The following is a 21,770-nucleotide window of genomic DNA, read 5'->3' as shown; positions in this document are numbered from 1 at the left end:
TTAGGGCCGGAAGGGCCGGTTTTGGCAGGTTCCCGTGTCCGGCGTCATTTCCGGGAACGGGCCAAAACGATCAATACGACGCCGCCAAGCGCGATCAACATCACCACCGGCGTGAATGGGTCCCTGCCCGGTTCGACCGAGGTGACGATCAGGACTGCACACAGCAAGCCGGGCAGCAGCAGGATGACGCCCAGAAACAGCATGAACGAGGTCAGACAGCCGCTGCTTTGGCGCGGTTGCCAAGAGCTGTTCGGCGGCGGTTGGTCCAGGCTGCTCATGATTCGTCGCGCCTCCTACGGCTACCGCCCCTTGATCGCAGCCCGGATCAGCATGATGCCGGCGAACCCGACCAGAAGGCCGAGCAGGATCATGAACAGCAAGCCGGGCTCCAGGCTCGAGTTGGTCAGCGAACCGATCCCGAACAGGAGGGCGCACAGCCCGGGCAGCAGCAGGACCAGCCCGAACACCACCATGAACGCGGTCGCGCAGCCGCTGCGTGGCGGGGGCAGCGCGGGCGGCTGCGCCGGTGCAGGCGGCACGGGAGGGGGATTGGTCTCGCTCATGGCTGTTGGTCCACCAGTGGGTTCGTGATGCGAGCCGTCTCTAGAGCCTTTCCCGTTCCGATCGAATCGGAACGGGGCTCCAGATTCTTGTTTTGACGCGTTTTCTTCACGCGAACCGGTATCCACTTCGCTCGAAAACGCTAGGAGCCAGGTCTGCGGATGGCCCACCAGATCAGGGCCACGCCGAAGCACGCCACAAGCAGGCAGGCGGCGACGAACTGAAGATCATCAGAGGCCGTCTTGGCGATGCCGGCGAATACGAAGAGCAGCGCGCAGAGGCCGGGCAGCAGCAGAATGACGCCAGCGACGATCATCAGCGCGGTCACGCAGCCGTTGCGCTGCTGCGGAGAAGGTGACGGAGGCGAGGGGGACGCGCCGGTATCGCTCACCTTGGCACCTCCGCCTCCGTCGGCCGTGCCTCCCGATAGGTCTGCCCGGCCATTGCAGCGCGGATGCCGTCGATCAGCCCATTGCGATAGAACAGGTTGTAGGTGTCGAACGGGATGATCGCGCCGCTTTCGGTGACGAAATGGATGCAGCTTCGCTTGACGTTGCCGACGCAGAAATTGAAGCGATCGAGAAACTGCACGATGGTGACGCGGAACACGTTCTCGTAAGTCAGGCCGTCCGGCACCTCGAAGCTCGGCAGGCAGCACAGCAACTCGCAGACCCGCTCAGAGGTATTCAGCGGCCCCGACGACAGCGAGAACAGGTCGACGAATTTCTCGCGCAACACCGGATATTTCTCCGGGCTGATCGTGTTGGGCATCACGGCGACGAGCTGCTCCTGCGGGATCAGCGAGGTCAGCGGCAGCACCTTGTCGCCGTTGCGCAGACCGTAGCCGATCGAGATGCTTTCGGGGTTGCAGGGCAGCGGGATCATGTCCTTGTCGCCGAACACGCCGGTCTCGATCACGCGCCGGCGGATCTCCGACAGCATGATGCGGTCGGTGTCCTTGTTGAAATCCTCGTTGCGGCCGGCGTCCTGCACCGGCTGCAGCGTGACGCCGCGCACGCATTTCCATGTCAGCGCGTGGCGGACGATGTCGCCGATCTCGGTGTCGTTGACGCCGCGCTTGATGGTCGCGACCAGCGTCGTCGAGACGCCCTCGCGCTCGAGATTCTCCAGCGCCTGCTGGCGGATCTTGCGCAGGTCCGCGCCGCGCAGATTGACCAGCGCGTCACGTTTGAGCGAATCGAACTGCAGATAGACCTCCAGCCCGCGCTTGTTCTCGGCGAGCTTGGCCACGAACTCCGGCTCGCGCGCGATTCTGAGGCCGTTGGTGTTGATCATGACGTGGCGGATCGGGCGGGCGCGCACCGCATCCAGAATGGCGAAGAAATCCGGATGCAGCGTCGGCTCACCGCCGGAGATCTGCACCAGGTCAGGCTCGCCCTCGCTCGCCACCAGCGCGTCCAGCATCTTCTCGATCTTGGCCAGCGGCGTGAAGCTGGTCCGCGCCGGCGAGGAATCCGCAAAGCACACCGGGCAGGTCAGGTTGCAATGCTCGGTGATTTCGATCAGCGCCAGGCAGGAGTGCTGCTCGTGGTCCGGGCACAGCCCGCAATCATAGGGGCAGCCGAATTCGGTGTGGCGCTGGAAGGCGAGCGGCCGGTCGCCGGGCTTGATGAAATCCTTGCACAGCCGCCAATAGGCCGCATCGGTCGAGACCAAGGTCGACTGCACGCCATGTTGCTTGCAGCGCTTCTCGTACCAGACCTCGTTGCCTGATATCTGGATCTTGGTCGGCACCAGGGCCAGGCAGGTCTCGCAAAGCGATTGGGTCTGGCCCCAGAAGATGTAAGGGCGGGACTTACGCAGCGGCGCGTTCATGCTTCAAGCTCACATTCGGGGCCGTCGCCAGCATGACGGCGGCATAAACCATGACAAACAGCGACAGCAGGTGGAACAGCGAGAACGGGCCGATCAGCGCGCCATAGGGCTTGATGAACTCCCACACGAAGCGCTGCAGGCCGTAGTAGAACAGCACGAGGTAGAATCCATTGGTGATGACAGCGGCGTTGCGGTTCAAAACGGCCGAGACATAGAAGGCGGCGAACGCCGCCATTGCCAGACTCTCATAGAGCTGCACCGGATGGCGCGGGATGCCGTCGCCGAAATCGTGCCCCCAGGGCAGCGTGGTCGGCGTGCCATAGGTGAAATCCTCAAGCCCCGCGAAATAGCAGCCGAGCCGGCCGACCGCGACGCCGACCGCAAGCGGCAGCGCGAACCGCGCCCCGGTGCGCAGCGAAATGCCGTGCAGCCATTTGTAGAGCTCGATCGCGACGATACCGCCGGCCAGCGCGCCCTCGACCGAGCGGGCGATGCCGGACATGCCCGAGAACCACAAGTTCAGCGTGCCGAAGATGTAAGCGCCGATGCCGGCGCCGAACACCAGCGCGGCGATATACGTTAGCTCGAAGGATTGCCGCGGGAATTGCAGCCCCCGCACCCGGGACAGCCGCCACATCGCGATGGCGGCCGCACTCCATGCTGCGACGTCGAAAACGGCGTGAAGTGCTGCCCCACTCATGGGGCGAGTGTAGCGTGATTTTCGCGTTGGGCGATATAGGTTCTCCCTCTCCCCGTTCTTACGGGGAGAGGGTTGGGGTGAGGGGCTCTCTCCGCCAGGCGGTGAGCATTGAAAGACCTGTACCCCCTCACCCGGATTGCATCTGGCGATGCAATCCGACCTCTCCCCGCAAGTGGGGCGAGGTAAGCCAGGGCATCAGTTCGTCGGGTTGTCCTCGCTCGGATACACCCCGCGCAGCACTTCCTCGAAGTGATCCTTCACTGCGTCGTTGCACAGGCAGGAGCGCAGCTTGAGCTTGTCGGGGTCGCGGATCACGATCGCGCCGCGGCGCGTGTCCAGCACGCCCTCCGCCTTGAAGTTCTGGATCACCCGGCTGGTGTAGCTGCGGCCGACGCCGAGCAGGGTCGAGAGTTGCTCATGCGTCAGCGGCACCACGCCGTCGCCATTGGTGCGCTCGATCGCCGAGATGATCCATTTCGCGGCGCGCTGCTCGATCGAGTGGATCGCATTGCAGGCGGTCGACTGGAAGATCTGCGCCAGCATGCAGTCGGCATAGCGCGCGAAGATGTTGCGCACCGAGATCGACGTGAGCTTGGCGGCGTCGAGCTTGCTGATCGGCAGCCGCACGAACGGCCCGCCGAACTTGACGGTGATCCGGGTATAGGCCGGCAGGAATCCCTGGCTGACGATGCCGCCGACCGCGCCCTCGCGGCCGACCAGGATGGTCTCGACGTCGCGGCCGTCCTCGTTGGCCACCAGATAGGACGCAAGGCTCGGTCCGCATGGGAAATGCACGATCTGGACGTCGTCGCCGGGATTGTAGAGCAGGTCGCCGGCCGCCGCCTCGACCACCGCAAGATGCGATGCGATCAACGCATAGTCGGCGGCATTCAGCCGGCGCAACAGGTTGTTGAACGGCCGGTCATTCGTCCCGGCCAACTCGGTCCGTTTCGCAATCATTGGAAAATCCTGCAGACCCAACGCCGACCATACTGAAGAAGTTCCAGCTTTTATGTGCACTAGTGAACAGACGCGGCGGCTTGCGATGTGATGGGTTTCATCCCGGGAACAGCCGGCGTGCTTTCGGGCGCCGGTCGCGGGCCATCCGGCCGGACTGATCCGGTCCTCTCATCCATCATCGAAGCAATGGACACCGAGCCATGGAATCCGTCCCCAATACCGGCATGCCCGGTGACGTTCTCGTGGTCGAGGACGATCCGATCATCTCGCTCTATTTCGAGGACACCATCCTGGGCTTCGGCGCCCGGACGGTGCGCACCGCTGCGAACGTTGCCCGCGCGCTCGAATTGATCGCCGAGCGCGCACCGGACTTCGCACTGCTCGACGTCGGCCTCGTCAGGGGCGAGAAGACCTTCGCGATCGCCGAGCGGCTGGATGCGCTGAAAGTGCCGTTCGCCTTCGTCACGGGCTATGGCGCTGATATCCGGCTGCCGGAATCGCTCGCCGGCAAGCCGCGGTTGACCAAGCCGTGTTCGAGCGAAGCACTGGAAGCCGCGCTGAAAAACCGACACTGACCGATCGCCGGGCTTCGGCCTCGCCGTCGGTGCGTCTGTCGTCTACCATCCGGTCTATCGGATTCGGCGACGCACAGGCATCGGGAAGCCGTCATGGCGATCGGGACATCTGCCGCTGCGTCCGCAGCGGCGCTCTCTCTCGGGCTACTGCTCGCGTCTCTGCTCGCTTCGACCGTCGTCGGTAGCTTCGTGTCGCCCGCGGTTGCCGAGCCGGCCGCACCGACGAGCGAGCAATCGGCCGCGCTCAAGACCTACGACAACACGCTGAAGAGCTTCGTCTCGATCCTGCGCCAGCGGCGCGCGCAGATCGATTCCCATCAGCCGCTGCCCGATTTGCCGGGCCAGGCCATCTACCTTGCCCGTGTCGAGATGATGAGCGCCTACAAGGATCTCACGGATGCGCTTCCGTCCAGGATCGGGAGGGCCAACAGATTCGGAATCCCTCCGGCCTATTTCGACGCCGACAATGAGCCGCTGCTCGATGAGTACAGGAAGCTCTTCGATGCGATGGAGGCGCCGCCCGCCGGCGCGCAAAGCTCCGAGACGCCGTTCAAGGACGTGGTCGATCTGGCGACGGTGATCGCGCGCGCCAGGGGTCTGGATGCCGCGGCCGCCGCTACCGCCGGCCGGATCAGCCTCGGCCTGTTCTTTGCCGAGACAAACGGCAAGCAAAATGCCGGAAATGCGCGGTCGAACACTTACAAGGGCAGCCTGCAGACCGGTCCGTCGGAGGATCGCAACGGTCGAAAGAAGTGGGCCGCGATCAAGCCATCGATCGCGGCCCTCGATCCCGCGCTGAGCCGTCGCGACGACATGGAAGAAGCGCGCGTCGGCAATTTCGATCACCGGTTCAATCACTGGACCGCGGTGCGCGATGCGCTGATGAACGCGCATGCGGATATTTTCCCGCAGGTCCCGGCGATCGCAAAAGCCCTGCCCAATCCGATCGATCAGATGAAGCTGTTTGAGCTCATCCAGATCATTCCGAGCCCGACCAGGTCAGCGCTGAAGTCAGGCGATCTCGTCAATTACAGAATTTCCGAGCCCAGGATCATGGGATATCTGCGAAACAACAGCATCTTTGCTTTCGGTCGAGCCGACCGGGCGAGGGCATCTGCGAGCTTCCGCGAAATCCTCGACGCGATGTGGCTCTTCAGCCCCAAATTCGAACAGGCGCTGGCCAAATTCGCGGAGATCAAGGCCGGCAAACCGGGCTGAGCCGATCGCTCGGCGGTCAGAGCGGACCAAGGAGCGCCCATCGCGGCTCGCAGAATTCCTTCACGGCAGACACGACGCTGCTGCTGATCGCGTTGCGGCGCTCGGGCGAGTCCATCTTGAGTTCTTCGTCCCGGTTGATGATCGATCCCGCCTCCAGCAGGACGGCGGGCATCGCGGTCCTTCGCAGCACGATGAGCTTATCGTAGCTGTAGACGCCGGTGTCCTTGTTCAACAGGGGATGCTGGTCGTGGCCCATGATGGGCTGGCTGTATTGCTCGGCATATTGCAGCCCCTCGGCCTTCAATTCCCTGGCGACCAGCTCGGCGAACAGCAGGCTGGTCTTGAAGTCCGGATTGTTGCGGGAGACGAACACCGAGTAGCCGCTGAAGCGATCGCTGAAATGGCGCTTCTTTCCCTCGAATTCCCAGTCCTCGAGCATCTTGTTGGGCACCGAGTCATGATGGATCGACAGCAGGAGATCCGCGTGCAGATTGTTGGCGGCGGCAACCCGCCTGAACAGGCTGGGCCTCGCTTTGCCTTCGGTCAGCAGCAGCCTGGTTTCGGCAAAGCCTTCGGCCTTCAGCTTCTCCTCGATCAGCCGCGCAAGGCGCAGGTTGAAGGCGAACTCGGCGACATTGCGCGCGCTGATCGCGCCTTCCGATTCGGCGGTATGTCCCACATCGAGCACGATCCGCAATGTCGCGGGATCGCATTTCGCCGCGGCCGGCTTGGAAGCGGAAGGCGGCAGGGCGACCGGCCCAAGGGCCGCAAGCCGCGTGGCGCGTTGCTTTGATGGCGCGTGGTGCCTTGCCAATTTGGCCGGCTTTGCCGACTTCGCGCGCTTGGGCACCTTGGGATGCTTCGATGAGCTCTTGAAGAGATCAGGCAGCCAGCCGGCATCGCTGACCTCGATCGGCAGCAGCGCGAACATGGCGATCGCGACGACAAGCAAACGGTGCGGCCGAAGCCCCACGACGATGCCACCGAGCACGCGAATCAATTCGCAGCGCCTCATGCTCCGCCCCTCCGGGCCCCCAGCATAACGGCTCTGATATCGGTACCGGAAGAGGCAGGTCACGTCCATCCCCCGTCAATCGCGCCCCTGCCTTGGGGGCAAGGGCGTTCGGCACGGGGAGTGCGGTTCCGTCGTGGCTGCGACCTGATTACACCGGCTTCGGATCGAGCGTGATCGCCCACAGCTCGGCGTCGACGCGGTCGCGCAGGCTCACGGTCATCTGCCCGCTCTTGCCGTCGATCTTGACGTGGCCGAAGAACTGCATGCCCGCCGACGGCGGCAGGTTCTGGTTGGCTTCGCCCGGCGCCTTGACGAACTTCACCTCGGGGCCAAACGTGTTGTCGAGCTCGTTCGGGCCGAACGTGCCGGCGTGCAGCGGGCCCGAGACGAATTCCCAGAACGGATCGAACTCCTGGAACTGGGCCTTGTTCGGGTTGTAGTAGTGCGCGGCCGCATAGTGCACGTCCGCGGTCAGCCACACCGTGTTGGCGATGCCGGCGGTCTTGATGAAGCGCAGGACATCGGCGATCTCGAGCTCGCGGCCGCGCGCCGGGCCGTCGCCCTGCGCGAAGGCTTCCGAGCCCTTCTTGTTGGCGGCATCGTCATAGACGATCAGCGACAGCGGCATGTCGGAGGCGATCACCTTCCAGGTGGCGCGCGAGTTGAGCAGCGCGCGCTTCAGCCAGGCCATCTGATCCGGCCCGATGAAATAGGCATCGGGGCCGTAGGTCTCCTGCAGATTCGGACCGTTGGGGCCGCGATAGCTGCGCTCGTCGAGCATGAACACGTCAAGATGCGGGCCGTAGCTCAGCGTGCGATAGACGCGGCCCGGCTCGACGATGCTCTCGCGCATCGGATACATCTCGTGGAAGGCCTTTGCCGCGCGCGCGGCGAGCACGTTGATGTCGCGCTCCTTGTAGGTGGCCGGCAGTTGCTTCGACAGCGACCAGTTGTTGGTCACCTCGTGATCGTCCCATTGCACGAAGATCGGCACCTCGGCATTGAAGGCGCGCAGATTGCCGTCGAGGAAATTGTATTTGTGCGCGGCGCGGTATTCGTCGAGCGTCTCGGCGACCTTGGCCTTCTCCGGGATCGTGATGTTCTTCCAGATCTTGCCGTCGGGCTGCTTCTGCTCGGCGGTGATGACGCCGTCGGCATAGATGGTGTCGCCGGAATGCAGGAAGAAATCCGGGGCGTGCTTCTTCATCGCGGCGAAGGTGATCATGCCGCCGTCGTCGGGGTTGATGCCCCAGCCCTGGCCGGCGACGTCGCCGCCCCACACGAAGGAGACGTCGCGGCGGTCGCTCGGCGCGGTGCGGAAGCGGCCGACCACGGGCTCGCCGACAACGTCGACATGGGCGAGGTCGCGGAAGCGGACGCGATAGAAGATGTCCTGGCCGGAGGGCAGGTTCTCCAGCAGCATCTTGGCGGTGAAGTCGCTTTCCGGCAGCGCCGTGATCGGCGGCAGCGCGCGGGCGTTCTTGAACGAGTCTGTCGTCGCGACCTCGACCATCATCTGCGAGGGACGGTCGGCACGCGCCCACACCACGCCGCCGTCGACGCCGACATCGCCGGACTGCACGCCATGGGTGATCACGGGCCGGTCGGCCGCGCGCGACAGATAGGGCATCGCGATCACGCCGGCGCCGGCCGCAGCAGCTGTCGAGAGAAAGCGTCGGCGGGTCAGATTTCGCGAGAACCGGATCGTCATGGGGAGCCTCCTCAGGTCACAGCGACAATGCGCCGCGGGCGAGCACAGACCTAGAAAAATTCCATGACGGAGAGATTACAGGGCGGGGATGGAGAGCGGACCGTTAGAGAGACTGCGCCCTTCGTAAGGTGAGCACATGCGTCAGGCTCCCTCCCCCCTTGTGGGGGAGGGTTGGGGAGAGGGGTAAGCCCCGGGCGGTGACGCCAGAGACGAAATGACACTCGCGCAATCGCAGCGACGTTTCGGCATCAAACTTGAACGGAGCAAGCGGCACCCCCCTCCCTGACCCTCCCCCACAAGGGGGGAGGGAACGGAGAGAGCCCGTTCGCCGATGGCGAAGTCGTGCAGTATGGAGACCTACGCCGTGCCCGCCGCCCTGAACTGGCTCGCGGTCCGCTGCAAATTCTGCGGCATGCTGAGCAGCAGTGCCTTGCGGTCGGCCACCGCGTTGTGGAACTGCTCGAGCGCGATGTTGAAGGCGGTGAGCGTGCCTTCCTCGATGGCGCCGTGCTCGAAACAGTCGAGCGTGTGGCGCAGGATGTCGTCGGCTTCCGCCTGCAACTGGTCGAGCTCGTCGGTCGAATCGCTCTGCCGTGCGGCCTTCAGCATCTCCAGCAGGCGCTCGCGCTGCGAGGTGTTGGTGTTGCGCTCGTCCTGCTTGAGATAGCCGGCGAACCATGCACCGGCCGAGCCCATCGCCGAGAACGCCATCAGGCTCCACCAGATGTAATCGCTGTAGCGGTCGAGGAAGGTCTTTTCCTCGCCGTCGACGAAGGCGGCCGCGCCCGGATGCACCGGGATGGTGGCGTCCTTGTCGGTGTCGGGCGTCTCGATCTTGGCGGCGAGCGGGAAATCGTTCTTGAGCGACTGCCGGATCGCAAACAATTGCCGGGTGAATGCCGCGACCGTCGCGTCCGACAGGCCCTTTCGCGCGACGATATGGTGCGAGAAGCTGATCGTCTTCACCTCGTCGTCGGGTCGGTCGGCCGAGCCGAGCGAGCCGGCGGGGATTTCCGCGGCCTCATAGGCCGGATGGTTCTGCGCGATCGCCTCGGAGGCGTCGATCGGCAGGAAGGTGGGCTCGCCGCCGTCTTTGGTCGACGCCGTGATCGCATCGATGGTGAGCTTGCTGTTGGCCGGCCCGACCGCGAGATAGGCATCGGCCTTCAGGTTCTTGATGGCCTCGACCGCTTCATTGGCGGGGAATTGCACGATCTCGACCTTCATCGGGTCGACGCCGTATTGCGTCAGGATCAGCTTCAGCAGATTGACGTTGGCCGGCGTGCGGCCGACGACGCCGATCTTGCGGCCGGCAAGCTGTGCGATCTTGGTGATCTTTGCGGCCTTGCGGCCCTTGCCCTTACCCTTGGCTGCGGGCGGCACCCACATCACCACGACATTCTTGCGCAGGACCGCGACCGCCTGCGCGTTTTTCGGCACATCGAGATCGCCGCGGATGATGGCGAGGTCCGCCTTGCCGTCGGCCAGCGTCTGCGCGCTGGCGCTGGCGCCGTCGGTCTGCACCGGGCGGAGCTTGACCTGGGTGTGCTGCTGGTTGTTGAAGGCCTGCGCCAGCGCCTGCACGACCCTGAGGTCATCGCTGCTTGCGGGGCCGACCGCGATCCGCAGCGTCACCGGACGCACCGCGAAATAATAACCGGCGATCGTCGCGCCGATGATGGCGAGCGCGCCCGCGATCAAGACGAACATCAGCCGTCGCTTTGCAGAGCGCAACGGCTTGGGCGATATGCTGGCGGAGCCGTCTGTCATCGATCTCGCAAACAATCGTCGGGGCTCAATCTCGCAAAACTACCAACGCGCACACATAAGGCATTTGTAGCAAATTCCTGGAGCCACAGATGTTACATCTGCGTCATGGTTACCAGCGGCGATAGGACGCTATTTCGGCCTTATTTTCGGCATGGATCCACCCCGGAGGCCGGTGGTTAGGCTAAGGTCGGCGTCAAACGGGAGGGTTGCCATGGTCGAAAGGCTGTCAGCGGAAGCAAGGAAGGCCGCGCTTTGGGAACTGGCCGGCTGGTCGGAGCTGGCCGGACGCGAGGCGATCGCAAAGACCTTCGTGTTCAAGGACTTCAACGAGGCCTTCGGCTTCATGGCGCGCGCCGCTTTGGTCGCCGAGAAGAGCGACCATCACCCTGAATGGAAGAACGTCTACAAGACGGTCGAGGTCGTGCTGGCGACCCACGATGTCGGCGGGGTGACCAAGCGCGATATCGACCTCGCCAAGGCCATGAACGCGATCGCGAGGCAGTTCGGGGTCAACTGACCCGGCTGCGCGCAACCTTGCAAGGGTTGGCCGACATCCCCAGATTCGCGTGGTCCGCCGCCGATCCGTCGCGCGGCCCCAAAGGGAACCTGGCGATGCCATCGACCGACAGCGGCGTGGGATTCGGGCCTGCCGACCGGCTGGCGCAGGACCAGGAAAGCGTGCGCCGCCGCTTCTGGATCAAGTTCAAGAAAGTGGTGGCGCGGCTGCCGTTCGCCGAGGATCTGCTGGCCGCCTATTACTGCGCCTTCGACCGGCAAACGCCGCGCCATGTCCAGGCCGCGCTGCTCGGCGCGATCGCCTATTTCATCCTGCCGTTCGATTTCATCCCGGACATGCTGCCGGTGCTCGGCTTCACCGACGATGCCGCCGTGCTCGCAACCGCGATCCGCATGGTGGCAAGCCACATCACCCCGGAGCATCGCGAAGCCGCGCGCGCCGCACTGAAGCGCGGGGTGCCCGCGGAGGAAGCGTAGTCCAGAGCGCAGCGTAATCCTGGCAAGGTCTCCCCTAAAAAAGGGGAGCTTGGAGTATTTCGCAGCCTCGATGAATCTCTCGATCCGTCATCCTGAGGAGCGCGCCCTTGCGCGCCTCGAAGGATGCACGGCCATCAGCAGGGCCGTCGACCCTTCGAGACGCGCTACGCGCTCCTCAGGGTGACGGTGATAGGGCAACGCGCGCGGTCGCGCAGCCTCAGCTTCCCGGATGCAGGATCACCTTGCCCATCGCCTTGCGGCCGGCGAGCACCTTCAGGGCTTCCGCGGTCTGCGACAGCGGGAAGGTGCGGTCGACATGCGAGGAGATCTTGCCTTCCGCGGTCCACTGCACGAGCTTTTCGAGGTTCTTGCGGTTCTTCTCCGGATTAAGTCGCGCCCACGCGCCCCAGAACACGCCGCGGATGTCGCAGCCCTTCAGCAGCGCGAGGTTGAGCGGGATCTTCGGAATGTCGCCGGCGGCAAAGCCGATCACCAGGAAGCGGCCTTCCCATGCAGTCGAGCGCAGCGCGGCCTCGGCATAGGAGCCGCCGACCGGATCGAACACGATGTCGGCGCCCTTGCCGTTCGTCAGCTTGCGCAGGCCTTCTTTCAGATCTTCCTTGGCGTAGTTCAGCGTCAGCTCGGCGCCGTGCTGCTTGGCGAAGGCGAGCTTCTCGTCCGACGATGCGCAGGCGATTACTTTGAGGCCCATCAACTTGCCGAGTTCGCACGCGGCAAGGCCGGTGCCGCCGGCGGCGCCGAGCACCGCGAGCGTCTCGCCCGGCTTCGGGCTCGCGCGATCTTCCAGCGCATGCAGCGCGGTGCCGTAGATGATGATGATGCCGGCGGCGCGGTCGTAATCGAGATTGTCGGGAATCTTCACGATCGAATTCGCAGGGAGCGCGATCTTTTCGCGCGCGCCGTTGTGACCGCATGACGCAACGACGCGGTCGCCGACCTTCAGGTCAGTGACGCCGGCGCCGACGCTCTCGATCACGCCGGCGACTTCGGCGGCCGGCGAGAACGGGAACGGCGGCTTGATCTGGTACTTGCCCTGGATCATCAGGATGTCGAAGAAATTCAGCGCCGCCGCCTTGATCGCGATCACAGCTTCGCCGGGAGCCGCCACCGGATCGGGCACGTCAGCCAACACGAGATCGTCGGGTTGACAGTATTGCGAGCAGAGGATGGCTTTCATGGACACACCTGAGTTTCGGACGCAGAAAGAGCTGCAAGATCTTGGACTACAAGCTTCATGCCGGATTTGCGGCGGAGCGACAATACAGTGCGGAGGGATCAAACTATGTTTGAAAAAGGCCTGCTAGCGAAAAAGCGCATCCTGATCACCGGCGGCGGCTCCGGTCTTGGCGCGGCGATGGGCGCCCGCTTTGCCGAACTCGGTGCCGAACTGATCATCTGCGGGCGACGCGAGGCGCTGCTGGAGGAAACCGCGGCGAAATTCCGCCGCGAGCTCGGCGCCAAGGTGTCGACCGCACGCTGCGATATCCGCGACGGCGCCGCGGTCGAGGCGATGATGGATCAGGTCTGGCAGGAGGCGCCGATCGACGTTCTCGTCAACAATGCTGCCGCAACCTTTATTGCGCAGAGCGAACATTTGTCATTCCGTGCCGCGGACGCGATCCTCGCGCCGACGCTGCATGGCACGATGTACTGCACGCTCGCCGCCGGCCGCCGCTGGATCGAAGGCAAGCACAAGGGCGTTGTGCTCTCGATCCTCTCGACCTCGACCATCACCGGCCGTGCCTTCACGGTGCCGTCGTCGATGGCCAAGACCGCGGTGCTGGCGATGACCAAGAGCCTTGCCGTCGAGTGGGGCCCGAGAGGCATCCGCACCGTGGCGATCGGGCCCGGTGCGTTCCCGACGCCAGGTGCCACCGGACAGTTGCGTCCCGAAGCGCGCGGCGAGACCTGGTCGCAGCGCAATCCGCTCGGCCGCGCCGGCGAGCATTCCGAACTCGCCAATCTCGCGGCCTTCCTGATTTCCGATCAGGCCAGCTACATCAATGGCGAGATGGTGGTGCAGGACGGCGGCGCGCACTTGCGCAGTTCCGGTGCCGAGGACCTGCTGCAATGGACCGATGCGCAGTGGGAGAGCCAGCGCGCGGCGCGCGCCAAGGGATGATCGGCGATCATCAGCGCTGAGCAAGCACCGAGTCGGAATCGACGCGCGTGCGGCTGTGGCAGGCGCGCGTGTCCGGGCCTAACTGCCTTCCCTAAAAAGCATTTCCCGGTTATCCATCCGAGCCGGCGGAGGGGAATCGCCGGGCCATCTTCCAGTCACAATGATGGGGGAACCAGTTGGCCGTGCGGCAGATTCTGACATCGCTGGCTGTTTGTGTCGTGTGCGGGATCGTCTCCCTTGCGCCGGCGCAGGCTGCGCCCAAGAAAGATGCGGCGAAGGAAGCGGCCAAGCCTGCGCCTTCGGTCGCCGCGGCTGCCGCGGGCGGCGCGGAGCCGACGCTGATCGGCCAATTCGGCACCTGGGGCGCCTACACCGCATCGCCCAACGGCAAGAAGGTGTGCTTTGCGCTCGCCAAGCCGTCGTCGTCGAAGACCAACCCGCCGAACCGGCCGCGCGATCCGGCCTATGCCTTCATCTCGACCCGCCCGGCCGAGAAGGTCGTCAACGAAGTCTCGATCATGATCGGCTACACCGTGAAGCCGGGCTCGGAATCGACGCTCCAGGTCGGCGGCGGGACTTATGCGATGTACACCCAGGGCGACGGCCTCTGGATCAAGAATGCGGCCGAAGAGGAGCGGATGGTGGAAGCCATGCGCAAATCGGCCGATCTGACGGTAAAAGCCGTCTCGGCGAAGGGCACCGAGACGATCGACAGCTTCTCGCTGAAGGGCCTGGCGCAGGCGCTCGACCGGCTGGGGCAGGACTGCCGGCGTTAAGACCGGCTCTAGGACGTAAAAATCAAGGTATTTGGTGGCTTTCCAGCACCGGCTGGAAGGCCTATTTGAGGTTTCATGACCGACACCGTGACCACCCATGCCGTGCCCGGCGCCAGCGCGCTGGTCGAAAAGGTTCCGCTCGAGACCTATGTGCCGCCGGCCAAGCCGTCGCTGATCGGGCTGTCGCGCGCCGAGATCGCCGATCGCCTGGGCGAGATCGGGGTGCAGGCCGCGCAGCGCAAGATGCGCACCCAGCAGCTCTGGAACTGGATGTATTTCCGCGGCGCCAAGAACTTCGGCGAGATGACCAACGTCTCGAAGGATATGCGCGCCGAGCTCGAGAAGCATTTCACCGTCGACCGTCCCGAGGTGGTCGCCGAGCAGATCTCCAATGACGGCACCCGCAAATGGCTGCTGCGGCTGCCGAGCGGCGACAAGGTCGAGCGGCCGCACGAAGTCGAGTGCGTCTACATCCCGGAAACGGATCGCGGCACGCTGTGCGTTTCCTCGCAGGTCGGCTGCACGCTGAACTGCTCGTTCTGCCACACCGGCACGCAGCGGCTGGTGCGCAACCTCACCGCCGGCGAGATCGTCGGCCAGGTGATGGTGGCGCGCGACCGGCTGAATGACTGGGCCGACCGCGAGGACGGCACGCGGCGCGTCACCAACATCGTGATGATGGGGATGGGCGAGCCGCTCTACAATTTCGAGGCGGTGCGCGATGCGCTGTTGATCGTCGGCGACAATGAAGGCATCGGCATTTCCCGCCGGCGCATCACGCTGTCGACCTCGGGCGTGGTGCCGAACATCCAGCGCACCGGTGACGAGATCGGCGTGATGCTCGCGATCTCGCTGCATGCGGTGCGCGACGAGCTGCGCAACGAGCTGGTGCCGCTGAACCGCAAATATCCGATCAAGGAATTGCTGCAGGCCTGCCGCGATTATCCCGGCGCCTCGAACGCGCGGCGCATCACCTTCGAATATGTGATGCTCAAGGGCGTCAACGATTCGCTCGACGACGCCAAGCTGCTGGTGAAGCTGCTCAAGGGCATTCCGGCCAAGATCAATTTGATCCCGTTCAATCCATGGCCGGGCACCGCCTACGAATGCTCGGACTGGGAGCAGATCGAAAAGTTCTCCGAATACATCTTCAACGCCGGCTATTCCTCGCCGGTGCGCACGCCGCGCGGCCGCGACATCCTCGCCGCCTGCGGTCAGCTCAAGTCGGAGACCGAAAAGCTCTCGGCCAGCGAGCGCCAGGCGCTGCGCGCGATGGCGATGACGGATTGAGTGTTGTGAGCGACAACGCTCTCCACAGCGTCATTGCGAGGAGCGAAGCGACGAAGCAATCCATGTCTCGGCACGCAGGGACATGGATTACTTCGCTCCGCTCGCAATGACGGGGAGCTCGTAGCATGGCCCTGATCGGCCGCCTGTTCGTCGTCGCCTTCGGCTTCCTGATGGCCTGTTTCGTCGCAGGGATCATCGTGGTCGTCGCGGTGCTGTATCCCGAGATCAGCGATTTCGGCGGGCAGATCGATCAGAGCGCTGTTAACGTCGTGCTCGGCTTCATCTTCATATCGGGCTTTGCGCTGCTGCCCGCGCTGGTCGTGGTGCTGATCACCGAGGCGTTCTTCATCCGGAGCGTGCTGGCTTACGCGGTCGGTGGCGGGATCGTCGGCGCGGCCTGCTATCTCGGCCTGGTTCCCTTCGATCCCGACATGATGCAGTTCCACGGCATCGTGCGCCGGCACATGGAGATCATGACCGGCGCCGGCATCGTCGCGGGCCTGGTCTACTGGCTGATCGCCGGCCGCAGCGCCGGCGCCTGGCGCGAGCCGCGGCGTCCGTTGCCGCCGCCTCCGCCCTTGCCGTCGCAATCGCCGCGGTCGTGACCCGATTCCTTATCCTCCCCTGGAGGGGGAGGATCGGCTCGCATGAAGCGGAGCGAAATGCGAACCGAGGTGGGGTGAAATCCCTCCACATGAGAACTGCCCGTGTTGAGAGATCACCCCACCCCGGCTCACATTTCGCTCCGCTCAACGTGAGCCGACCCTCCCCCTCCAGGGGAGGGTAAAGAATGAAGGCGCACTTTTCATGCCCCACAGCCTCGGCTAAACCGCCCGCCATGAACCGGACCGGACTTTTCATCGCGCTGGCGCTAGCGCTCATCATCGGCCTCGTGTTCGGGATCTATCCCGAACTCGACCTGAAGCTGGCGGCGCTGTTCTACGATGCCGCAGAAAATACCTTCCCCGTGAAGCTCGCCGCGGTGGCGTCGTTCGCGCGCGATGCGGCAATGTGGATCGCCTGGGCGCTGGTGCTGCCGGCGATCGTGACCATCGTCTGGAAATTCATCCGGCCGGATCGGCCGATGCTGATGTCCGGCCGCGCCGCGGTGTTCCTGCTCACCACGATGCTGCTGTCGGCCGGCGTGCTCACCAACCTCACCTTCAAGAACTATTGGGGCCGGCCGCGGCCGGTGTTCGTGACGCAGTTCGGCGGGGATTTGCAATTCATGCCGTGGTGGGACCCGCGTGGCGGCTGCCCGCGCAACTGCTCGTTCTTCTCCGGCGAGGGCGCCACCGCGTTCTGGACCTATGCGCCCGCGGCGCTGACGCCGCCCGCCTGGCGGCCGCTGGCCTTTGCCGGCGCCACCGTGTTCGGCATCGTCACCAGCGGGCTTCGCATGGCCTTTGGCGGGCACTTTTTCACCGACGTGGCGATCGCGGGCCTGGTGTCCTTCTTCACCGTCTGGCTGTTCTATGCCCTGATCTACCGCTGGGCCGCGACCCGGCTGACCGACGCCCAGGTCGATGCCGCGCTGACCCGGCTGGCAATGCCCGGCTACCGGCTGATGCAGCGCTGGCGCCGGGGCGGCAAGGCCGAGCCCGGCGGTACGCAAGCCTGATTAAAGGCGTGCCCCGCCTTCCGAAATTTGATATCGCCACCGCAGAAACCTCATCGATTTCGACCGATTGGACCGTCCCATGAGTACGATTCTGAAAAGCCTGCCCACCGGCGAGAAAGTCGGCATCGCGTTCTCGGGCGGGCTCGACACCTCAGCGGCACTGCTCTGGATGAAGCTGAAGGGCGCCAAGGTCTTCGCCTACACCGCCAATCTCGGCCAGCCCGACGAGGCCGATTACGACGCGATCCCGCGCAAGGCGATGGATTTCGGCGCCGAGAAGGCCCGCCTGGTCGATTGCCGCACCCAGCTGGTGCATGAGGGCATCGCCGCGATCCAGTCCGGCGCGTTCCACATCTCGACTGGCGGCATCACCTATTTCAACACCACCCCGCTCGGCCGCGCGGTGACCGGCACGATGCTGGTCGCCGCGATGCAGGAGGACGGCGTCAACATCTGGGGCGACGGCTCGACCTTCAAAGGCAACGACATCGAGCGCTTCTACCGCTACGGCCTGCTGACCAACCCGAGCCTGCGCATCTATAAGCCCTGGCTCGACCAGCAGTTCATCGACGAACTCGGCGGCCGCGCCGAGATGTCGGCGTTCATGACCGCGCAGGGCTTCGCCTACAAGATGAGCGCGGAGAAGGCCTATTCGACCGACAGCAATCTGCTCGGCGCGACGCATGAGGCCAAGGATCTCGAGAGTCTTGCGAGCGGCATCACCATCGTCAATCCGATCATGGGCGTGCCGTTCTGGCGCGCCGATTGCGACGTCAAGCCTGAGAAGGTCGTGGTGCGCTTCGAGGAAGGCCAGCCGGTCGCGCTGAACGGCAAGACGTTCGCCGATCCCGTCGCGCTGTTCCTGGAAGCCAATGCGATCGGGGGCCGCCATGGCCTCGGCATGAGCGACCAGATCGAGAACCGGATCATCGAGGCCAAGAGCCGCGGCATCTACGAGGCGCCCGGCATGGCGCTGCTGCACATCGCCTATGAGCGTCTGGTCACCGGCATCCACAACGAGGATACGATTGAGCAGTACCGCATCAGCGGCATGCGGCTCGGCCGCTTACTGTATCAGGGCCGCTGGTTCGACTCGCAGGCCTTGATGCTGCGCGAGACCGCGCAGCGCTGGGTGGCGCGCGCGGTCACCGGCGAGGTGACGCTCGAGCTGCGCCGCGGCAACGACTACTCCATCCTCAACACCGAGAGCCCGAACCTGACCTATGCGCCGGAGCGGCTCAGCATGGAGAAGGTCGAGGACGCCGCCTTCTCGCCGGCCGACCGCATCGGCCAGCTGACGATGCGCAACCTGGACATCGCCGACACCCGCGCCAAGCTCGGCCTCTACAACAAGACCGGCCTGCTCTCGAGCGGCGAAGGCTCGCAGATTTTTCAGCTCGAGAATGACAAGGACTGAGGGCGCCAAAAACTCGGTGTCGTCCCGGGCAAGCGAAGCGCGACCCGGGACCCATAACCACCGGCCATGGTGACGAAGCACGCTGGGGCCACGGCGTGCTTCAACGACTGCTCCCTGTGGTTATGGGTCCCTGCTTTCGCAGGGACGACGCGGGGAGAGAGTTGTGCTACTTCACCCTGAGCGCATCGAGCAGCGAGCGGAACGCACGCGCGTAATCCGTGCCGGTCTTGCCGATGTCGGGACCGGCGGACACCGCAACCGCCGCTTCCGTCACCGCGCCGAGCAACAGCCGCGCCAGCGGCTCGATCGGCTGCTTGGCGATCACGCCGGCATCCATCGCGGCCGTCAGCGCGCGCGGAAACTTGCCGCCGAAATGCTTGGCGTCGATCTCGCGCCAGCGTTCCCAGCCGAGCACGGCGGGGCCGTCGCGCAAGATGATCTGGCCGGTCGGGCCTTTTGAACACGCTGCGAAATAGCCCTGCGTTCCCGCCGCCATCGCCGCGAGCGGATCGTTCTCGGCGCGAGAGATGCGGTCGAGATCGGCGACGAGGTCCATCGAGACCTGCTCGAACACGGCCTCGAACACCGCCTCCTTGGTTGCGAAGTGATGATAGACCGCGCCCTTCGCGACGCGCGCGCCACTGGCGATGTCGTCCATCGTCGTAGCTGCGAAGCCGCGCTCGCCAAAAATGCGCCGCGCCGCCTTGATGATGGCGGCTCTGGTCTTCTCGCGCCGTTCGGCCTGGGTTGCCATGGCGCATCTGTAACCCAGGTTCCGCAGCGACGCCAGTTGACTTACCGACTCCCAGTCGATAAATACCGACCATAAGTCGGTAACTGGAGATTGCCCGATGCCTTCGCTCAAGACGCTGCAAGCCTTCGCTGATACGGTCGAATCCAACGACCATGTCGGTGCGATCAGGAACTTCTATACCGCCGATGCCCGCACCCAGGAGAACGACGGCGAATGGCGCGTCGGCCGCGAGGCGCTGGCGGCGCGCGAGGCGGCGGTGCTGGCCGCGGTCTCCGGCGTGAAGACCACGCGGCTCGGGCCGCTGCTGCTCGACGGCGATCATTCGGCGATCTGCTGGCGCTTCGAATTCACCGGCAAGGACGGCAAGGTCCGCCGCATGGAGGAGGTCGCCTGGCAGACCTGGCGCGGCGAAGAGCTGGTCGAAGAGCGCTTCTTCTACGACCCGCAGCAGATGGCGCGCTGACCCGCGCCTTGCGGCAATACGTCCCGGCGCCGCCTCATTGCGGCGTCATCCGCCGCCACTAGCCTCCGCCCCCGCGCGTATCGTGCGCAAGGGGCGGAGCATCGATCATGATCAAGTCATTGGCCGGCGCGGCCGTCACACTGGTGCTGTCGGCAGCGCCGGCGCTGGCGCAGACCATCTATCCGATCGATCGCGCCGAGATCCTCGTCGGCGCCAAGTTCGACTTCAAGGTCGAATTTCCCGGCCTCGTCGATCAGGCCCGGCTGAAGGTGACGCTGAACGGCGCCGACTATGCCACGGTGTTCGGCCAGGGCGGCACGTTCATCGCGCGCGAGGCCGGCAAGGATCAGTCGGCGCTGCTGCTGCGCGATGTCTCGCTCGCCAGGCCCGGCACGGTTGCTGTCGAAGTCAGCGACGGCACACAGAGCCGTAACGTGACCTGGACCGTCTACGACACCGGGCCGCGCAAGGCGAAGAACGTGATCCTGTTCATCGGCGACGGGATGTCGCCGGCGCATCGCGTCGCCGCGCGGATCCTCTCCAAGGGAATCGCGGAAGGCAAGAGCCGCGGCAAACTCGCCATCGACGACATGCCGTATATGGCTCTGGTGGCGACCGCAGGCTCGGATTCGATCATCACCGACTCGGCGAATGCCGCGAGCGCCTACGCCACCGGCCACAAGGCCGCGGTCAATGCGCTCGGCGTCTATGCCGATCGCACGCCCGATCCGCTCGACGATCCCAGGGTCGAGACCATCGCGAGTCTTGCCAAGCGCCGGGCCGGGCTCGCGGTCGGCATCGTCACAAATACCGAGGTCGAGGACGCGACGCCGGCTGCGATGATCGCGCATACCCGCCGCCGCGCCGCCTATGATGCGATCGTCGCGCAGTATTTCGACGCCAGGCCCGACGTGCTGATGGGCGGCGGCGCCGCGAACTTCCTGCCGCAATCGGCCGCGGGATCGAAACGCAAGGACGACATCGACTATCTCGCGCGGTTCCGCGACGCCGGCTATCCGGTCGCGACCACTGCAGGCGAGGTGAACGCGCTCGCCGCCAGGCCGGAGACGCGGCAATTGCTCGGCCTGTTCGCCACCGGCAACATGGACGGCGCGCTCGACCGCAAGTTCCTGAAGGGCGGCGGCGTCAAGAAATTTCCCGAGCAGCCCGACCTGACCGAGCAGGTCCAGGCTGCGCTCACGGTTCTGTCGAAGCACGATGCCGGCTTCTTCCTGATGGTCGAGTCCGGCCTGATCGATAAATACGCCCATCTGCTCGACATGGAGCGCGCGGTCTACGACACCATCATGCTCGACAACGCGGTGCGGTTGGCAAAGGACTGGGCCAAGGCGCGCAACGACGACACGCTGATCCTGGTCGTCGCCGACCACAACCATCCGAACAGCCTGGTCGGCACCATCAATGACGACATGACTGCTGTACCCAACGTGCCGCTGCGCGAGCGCGTCGGCGTCTACGAGAAAGCCGGCTTCCCGAATTACCCGGCGCCCGATGCCGAGGGCTATCCGTCACGCGTCGATGTCAGCCGGCGGCTCGCGATCTTCTCGGCCAGCCTGCCGGACCATTACGAGACGTTTCGCCCGAAGCTCGACGATCCGAACGAGCCGACCGTGAAGGGCGATCAGCCCGACACCTTCAAGGCCAACGACAAATACAAGGGCGTCCCCGGTGTCGTGCTGCGCTTCGGCAATCTGCCGGCGATGATCGGCGCCAGCGTGCATTCCGGCGAGGACGTCATCCTCACCGCGACCGGGCCGGGCAGCGAGCGCGTCCATGGCTCAATGGACAACACCGAGGTGTTTCGCGTGATGGTCGACGCGCTGGGGCTGGGGAAGTAGCTCCGCCGTCATTGCGAGGAGCGTAGCGACGAAGCAATCCATAGTTCCGCTTGTGGCGCGATGGATTGCTTCGCGGAGCCTGTCATCGGGCGCGCGTTCGCGCGACCC

At 64.8% G+C, this 21,770-nt stretch carries 23 protein-coding genes; 12 read left to right on the top strand and 11 right to left on the bottom strand.

The window, feature by feature from the left end:
* Positions 1 to 44: 44 nt before the first annotated feature.
* From ACOIX3_RS41775 to ACOIX3_RS41750, 6 genes are all read right to left on the bottom strand, one after another.
* The gene (locus tag ACOIX3_RS41775) at positions 45 to 278 is read right to left on the bottom strand and encodes a hypothetical protein (RefSeq protein ID WP_420967764.1); all 234 of its coding nucleotides are present in this window, start codon (positions 276 to 278) and stop codon (positions 45 to 47) included.
* A gap of 21 nt (positions 279 to 299) precedes the next feature.
* Entirely contained in the window at positions 300 to 563 is a 264-nt protein-coding gene (locus tag ACOIX3_RS41770) for a hypothetical protein (protein ID WP_420967763.1), read from the bottom strand.
* A gap of 140 nt (positions 564 to 703) precedes the next feature.
* The gene (locus ACOIX3_RS41765; RefSeq protein WP_420967762.1) at positions 704 to 952 is read right to left on the bottom strand and encodes a hypothetical protein; all 249 of its coding nucleotides are present in this window, start codon (positions 950 to 952) and stop codon (positions 704 to 706) included.
* A complete protein-coding gene (locus tag ACOIX3_RS41760; RefSeq protein ID WP_420967761.1) occupies positions 949 to 2,397 on the bottom strand; it encodes a radical SAM protein in 1,449 nt (482 codons plus the stop codon). The genes ACOIX3_RS41765 and ACOIX3_RS41760 overlap by 4 nt, the downstream gene beginning before the upstream one ends.
* Positions 2,378 to 3,097, bottom strand: coding sequence for a prolipoprotein diacylglyceryl transferase (locus ACOIX3_RS41755; RefSeq protein WP_420967760.1), 720 nt, complete (start codon positions 3,095 to 3,097; stop codon positions 2,378 to 2,380). The genes ACOIX3_RS41760 and ACOIX3_RS41755 overlap by 20 nt, the downstream gene beginning before the upstream one ends.
* A 195-nt stretch (positions 3,098 to 3,292) precedes the next feature.
* Complete coding sequence (locus tag ACOIX3_RS41750; protein ID WP_420967759.1) at positions 3,293 to 4,057, bottom strand: Crp/Fnr family transcriptional regulator; 765 nt, start codon at positions 4,055 to 4,057, stop codon at positions 3,293 to 3,295.
* A gap of 200 nt (positions 4,058 to 4,257) precedes the next feature.
* Between ACOIX3_RS41750 and ACOIX3_RS41745 the strand changes: the two genes are divergently transcribed.
* Both ACOIX3_RS41745 and ACOIX3_RS41740 read left to right on the top strand, forming a co-directional pair.
* Positions 4,258 to 4,632: a response regulator gene (locus tag ACOIX3_RS41745; RefSeq protein ID WP_420967758.1), complete on the top strand. Its 375-nt coding sequence runs from the start codon at positions 4,258 to 4,260 to the stop codon at positions 4,630 to 4,632.
* A 93-nt stretch (positions 4,633 to 4,725) separates the two neighbouring features.
* Positions 4,726 to 5,850 carry a hypothetical protein gene (locus ACOIX3_RS41740; RefSeq protein ID WP_420967757.1) on the top strand — a complete coding sequence of 375 codons (1,125 nt, stop codon included), beginning with the start codon at positions 4,726 to 4,728 and terminating at the stop codon, positions 5,848 to 5,850.
* Between the two features lie 16 nt (positions 5,851 to 5,866).
* Here ACOIX3_RS41740 and ACOIX3_RS41735 read toward each other — a convergent pair whose 3' ends face one another.
* From ACOIX3_RS41735 to ACOIX3_RS41725, 3 genes are all read right to left on the bottom strand, one after another.
* Entirely contained in the window at positions 5,867 to 6,865 is a 999-nt protein-coding gene (locus ACOIX3_RS41735; RefSeq protein WP_420967756.1) for an N-acetylmuramoyl-L-alanine amidase family protein, read from the bottom strand.
* Positions 6,866 to 7,013: 148 nt separating this feature from the next.
* Positions 7,014 to 8,576, bottom strand: a complete 1,563-nt coding sequence (locus ACOIX3_RS41730; protein ID WP_420967755.1) for an alkaline phosphatase D family protein — start codon at positions 8,574 to 8,576, stop codon at positions 7,014 to 7,016.
* A 357-nt stretch (positions 8,577 to 8,933) separates the two neighbouring features.
* A complete protein-coding gene (locus ACOIX3_RS41725; protein WP_420967754.1) occupies positions 8,934 to 10,346 on the bottom strand; it encodes a TAXI family TRAP transporter solute-binding subunit in 1,413 nt (470 codons plus the stop codon).
* A gap of 211 nt (positions 10,347 to 10,557) precedes the next feature.
* Between ACOIX3_RS41725 and ACOIX3_RS41720 the strand changes: the two genes are divergently transcribed.
* On the top strand, positions 10,558 to 10,863 hold the full coding sequence (locus ACOIX3_RS41720; protein WP_092121323.1) for a 4a-hydroxytetrahydrobiopterin dehydratase: 306 nt from the start codon (positions 10,558 to 10,560) through the stop codon (positions 10,861 to 10,863).
* A 95-nt stretch (positions 10,864 to 10,958) separates the two neighbouring features.
* Complete coding sequence (locus ACOIX3_RS41715; RefSeq protein WP_420971931.1) at positions 10,959 to 11,339, top strand: YkvA family protein; 381 nt, start codon at positions 10,959 to 10,961, stop codon at positions 11,337 to 11,339.
* 217 nt (positions 11,340 to 11,556) lie between these two features.
* Here the strand turns inward: ACOIX3_RS41715 and ACOIX3_RS41710 are convergent, their stop codons facing one another.
* A complete protein-coding gene (locus tag ACOIX3_RS41710; RefSeq protein WP_420967753.1) occupies positions 11,557 to 12,537 on the bottom strand; it encodes an NADPH:quinone oxidoreductase family protein in 981 nt (326 codons plus the stop codon).
* A 105-nt stretch (positions 12,538 to 12,642) separates the two neighbouring features.
* Here ACOIX3_RS41710 and ACOIX3_RS41705 point away from each other — a divergent pair, with 105 nt between their 5' ends.
* The 6 genes from ACOIX3_RS41705 (at position 12,643) to argG (ending at position 18,586) form a co-directional block, all read left to right on the top strand.
* Positions 12,643 to 13,482, top strand: a complete 840-nt coding sequence (locus ACOIX3_RS41705; RefSeq protein ID WP_420967752.1) for an SDR family oxidoreductase — start codon at positions 12,643 to 12,645, stop codon at positions 13,480 to 13,482.
* A 218-nt stretch (positions 13,483 to 13,700) separates the two neighbouring features.
* Positions 13,701 to 14,258 carry an invasion associated locus B family protein gene (locus ACOIX3_RS41700; RefSeq protein ID WP_420971930.1) on the top strand — a complete coding sequence of 186 codons (558 nt, stop codon included), beginning with the start codon at positions 13,701 to 13,703 and terminating at the stop codon, positions 14,256 to 14,258.
* Positions 14,259 to 14,333: 75 nt separating this feature from the next.
* Entirely contained in the window at positions 14,334 to 15,548 is a 1,215-nt protein-coding gene (gene rlmN, locus ACOIX3_RS41695) for a 23S rRNA (adenine(2503)-C(2))-methyltransferase RlmN (RefSeq protein ID WP_420967751.1), read from the top strand.
* 125 nt (positions 15,549 to 15,673) lie between these two features.
* On the top strand, positions 15,674 to 16,153 hold the full coding sequence (locus ACOIX3_RS41690) for a hypothetical protein (RefSeq protein ID WP_420967750.1): 480 nt from the start codon (positions 15,674 to 15,676) through the stop codon (positions 16,151 to 16,153).
* Between the two features lie 233 nt (positions 16,154 to 16,386).
* Positions 16,387 to 17,169 (top strand): phosphatase PAP2 family protein, encoded by a 783-nt coding sequence (locus ACOIX3_RS41685; RefSeq protein WP_420967749.1) that lies wholly within the window; start codon positions 16,387 to 16,389, stop codon positions 17,167 to 17,169.
* A gap of 79 nt (positions 17,170 to 17,248) precedes the next feature.
* A complete protein-coding gene (gene argG / locus ACOIX3_RS41680) occupies positions 17,249 to 18,586 on the top strand; it encodes an argininosuccinate synthase (protein ID WP_212320105.1) in 1,338 nt (445 codons plus the stop codon).
* A gap of 166 nt (positions 18,587 to 18,752) precedes the next feature.
* On the opposite strand, the gene ACOIX3_RS41675 is transcribed toward argG, so the two are convergent.
* Entirely contained in the window at positions 18,753 to 19,340 is a 588-nt protein-coding gene (locus tag ACOIX3_RS41675; RefSeq protein ID WP_420967748.1) for a TetR/AcrR family transcriptional regulator, read from the bottom strand.
* Positions 19,341 to 19,437: 97 nt separating this feature from the next.
* Here ACOIX3_RS41675 and ACOIX3_RS41670 point away from each other — a divergent pair, with 97 nt between their 5' ends.
* Positions 19,438 to 19,803, top strand: a complete 366-nt coding sequence (locus tag ACOIX3_RS41670; protein WP_229171998.1) for a nuclear transport factor 2 family protein — start codon at positions 19,438 to 19,440, stop codon at positions 19,801 to 19,803.
* Between the two features lie 107 nt (positions 19,804 to 19,910).
* On the top strand, positions 19,911 to 21,662 hold the full coding sequence (locus ACOIX3_RS41665; RefSeq protein WP_420967747.1) for an alkaline phosphatase: 1,752 nt from the start codon (positions 19,911 to 19,913) through the stop codon (positions 21,660 to 21,662).
* The last annotated feature ends 108 nt before the right edge of the window (positions 21,663 to 21,770 follow it).

The organism is Bradyrhizobium sp. B120, from assembly GCF_049075665.1.
Lineage (GTDB): Bacteria > Pseudomonadota > Alphaproteobacteria > Rhizobiales > Xanthobacteraceae > Bradyrhizobium.
The sequence above is the reverse complement of the archived record's forward strand: the minus strand, read 5'-3'. Positions and strand labels throughout refer to the sequence as shown.

What these genes read in the sequence shown, in the direction of transcription:
- ACOIX3_RS41750 (WP_420967759.1), bottom strand. Translation starts at nt 4,057, where the DNA reads ATGATTGCGAAACGGACCGAGTTGGCCGGGACGAATGACCGGCCGTTC.
- ACOIX3_RS41770 (WP_420967763.1), bottom strand. Translation starts at nt 563, where the DNA reads ATGAGCGAGACCAATCCCCCTCCCGTGCCGCCTGCACCGGCGCAGCCG.
- argG (WP_212320105.1), top strand. Translation starts at nt 17,249, where the DNA reads ATGAGTACGATTCTGAAAAGCCTGCCCACCGGCGAGAAAGTCGGCATC.
- ACOIX3_RS41745 (WP_420967758.1), top strand. Translation starts at nt 4,258, where the DNA reads ATGGAATCCGTCCCCAATACCGGCATGCCCGGTGACGTTCTCGTGGTC.
- ACOIX3_RS41760 (WP_420967761.1), bottom strand. Translation starts at nt 2,397, where the DNA reads ATGAACGCGCCGCTGCGTAAGTCCCGCCCTTACATCTTCTGGGGCCAG.
- ACOIX3_RS41705 (WP_420967752.1), top strand. Translation starts at nt 12,643, where the DNA reads ATGTTTGAAAAAGGCCTGCTAGCGAAAAAGCGCATCCTGATCACCGGC.
- ACOIX3_RS41710 (WP_420967753.1), bottom strand. Translation starts at nt 12,537, where the DNA reads ATGAAAGCCATCCTCTGCTCGCAATACTGTCAACCCGACGATCTCGTG.
- ACOIX3_RS41665 (WP_420967747.1), top strand. Translation starts at nt 19,911, where the DNA reads ATGATCAAGTCATTGGCCGGCGCGGCCGTCACACTGGTGCTGTCGGCA.
- ACOIX3_RS41685 (WP_420967749.1), top strand. Translation starts at nt 16,387, where the DNA reads ATGAACCGGACCGGACTTTTCATCGCGCTGGCGCTAGCGCTCATCATC.
- ACOIX3_RS41775 (WP_420967764.1), bottom strand. Translation starts at nt 278, where the DNA reads ATGAGCAGCCTGGACCAACCGCCGCCGAACAGCTCTTGGCAACCGCGC.
- ACOIX3_RS41670 (WP_229171998.1), top strand. Translation starts at nt 19,438, where the DNA reads ATGCCTTCGCTCAAGACGCTGCAAGCCTTCGCTGATACGGTCGAATCC.
- ACOIX3_RS41715 (WP_420971931.1), top strand. Translation starts at nt 10,959, where the DNA reads ATGCCATCGACCGACAGCGGCGTGGGATTCGGGCCTGCCGACCGGCTG.
- rlmN (WP_420967751.1), top strand. Translation starts at nt 14,334, where the DNA reads ATGACCGACACCGTGACCACCCATGCCGTGCCCGGCGCCAGCGCGCTG.
- ACOIX3_RS41755 (WP_420967760.1), bottom strand. Translation starts at nt 3,097, where the DNA reads ATGAGTGGGGCAGCACTTCACGCCGTTTTCGACGTCGCAGCATGGAGT.
- ACOIX3_RS41690 (WP_420967750.1), top strand. Translation starts at nt 15,674, where the DNA reads ATGGCCCTGATCGGCCGCCTGTTCGTCGTCGCCTTCGGCTTCCTGATG.
- ACOIX3_RS41675 (WP_420967748.1), bottom strand. Translation starts at nt 19,340, where the DNA reads ATGGCAACCCAGGCCGAACGGCGCGAGAAGACCAGAGCCGCCATCATC.
- ACOIX3_RS41740 (WP_420967757.1), top strand. Translation starts at nt 4,726, where the DNA reads ATGGCGATCGGGACATCTGCCGCTGCGTCCGCAGCGGCGCTCTCTCTC.
- ACOIX3_RS41720 (WP_092121323.1), top strand. Translation starts at nt 10,558, where the DNA reads ATGGTCGAAAGGCTGTCAGCGGAAGCAAGGAAGGCCGCGCTTTGGGAA.
- ACOIX3_RS41735 (WP_420967756.1), bottom strand. Translation starts at nt 6,865, where the DNA reads ATGAGGCGCTGCGAATTGATTCGCGTGCTCGGTGGCATCGTCGTGGGG.
- ACOIX3_RS41725 (WP_420967754.1), bottom strand. Translation starts at nt 10,346, where the DNA reads ATGACAGACGGCTCCGCCAGCATATCGCCCAAGCCGTTGCGCTCTGCA.
- ACOIX3_RS41730 (WP_420967755.1), bottom strand. Translation starts at nt 8,576, where the DNA reads ATGACGATCCGGTTCTCGCGAAATCTGACCCGCCGACGCTTTCTCTCG.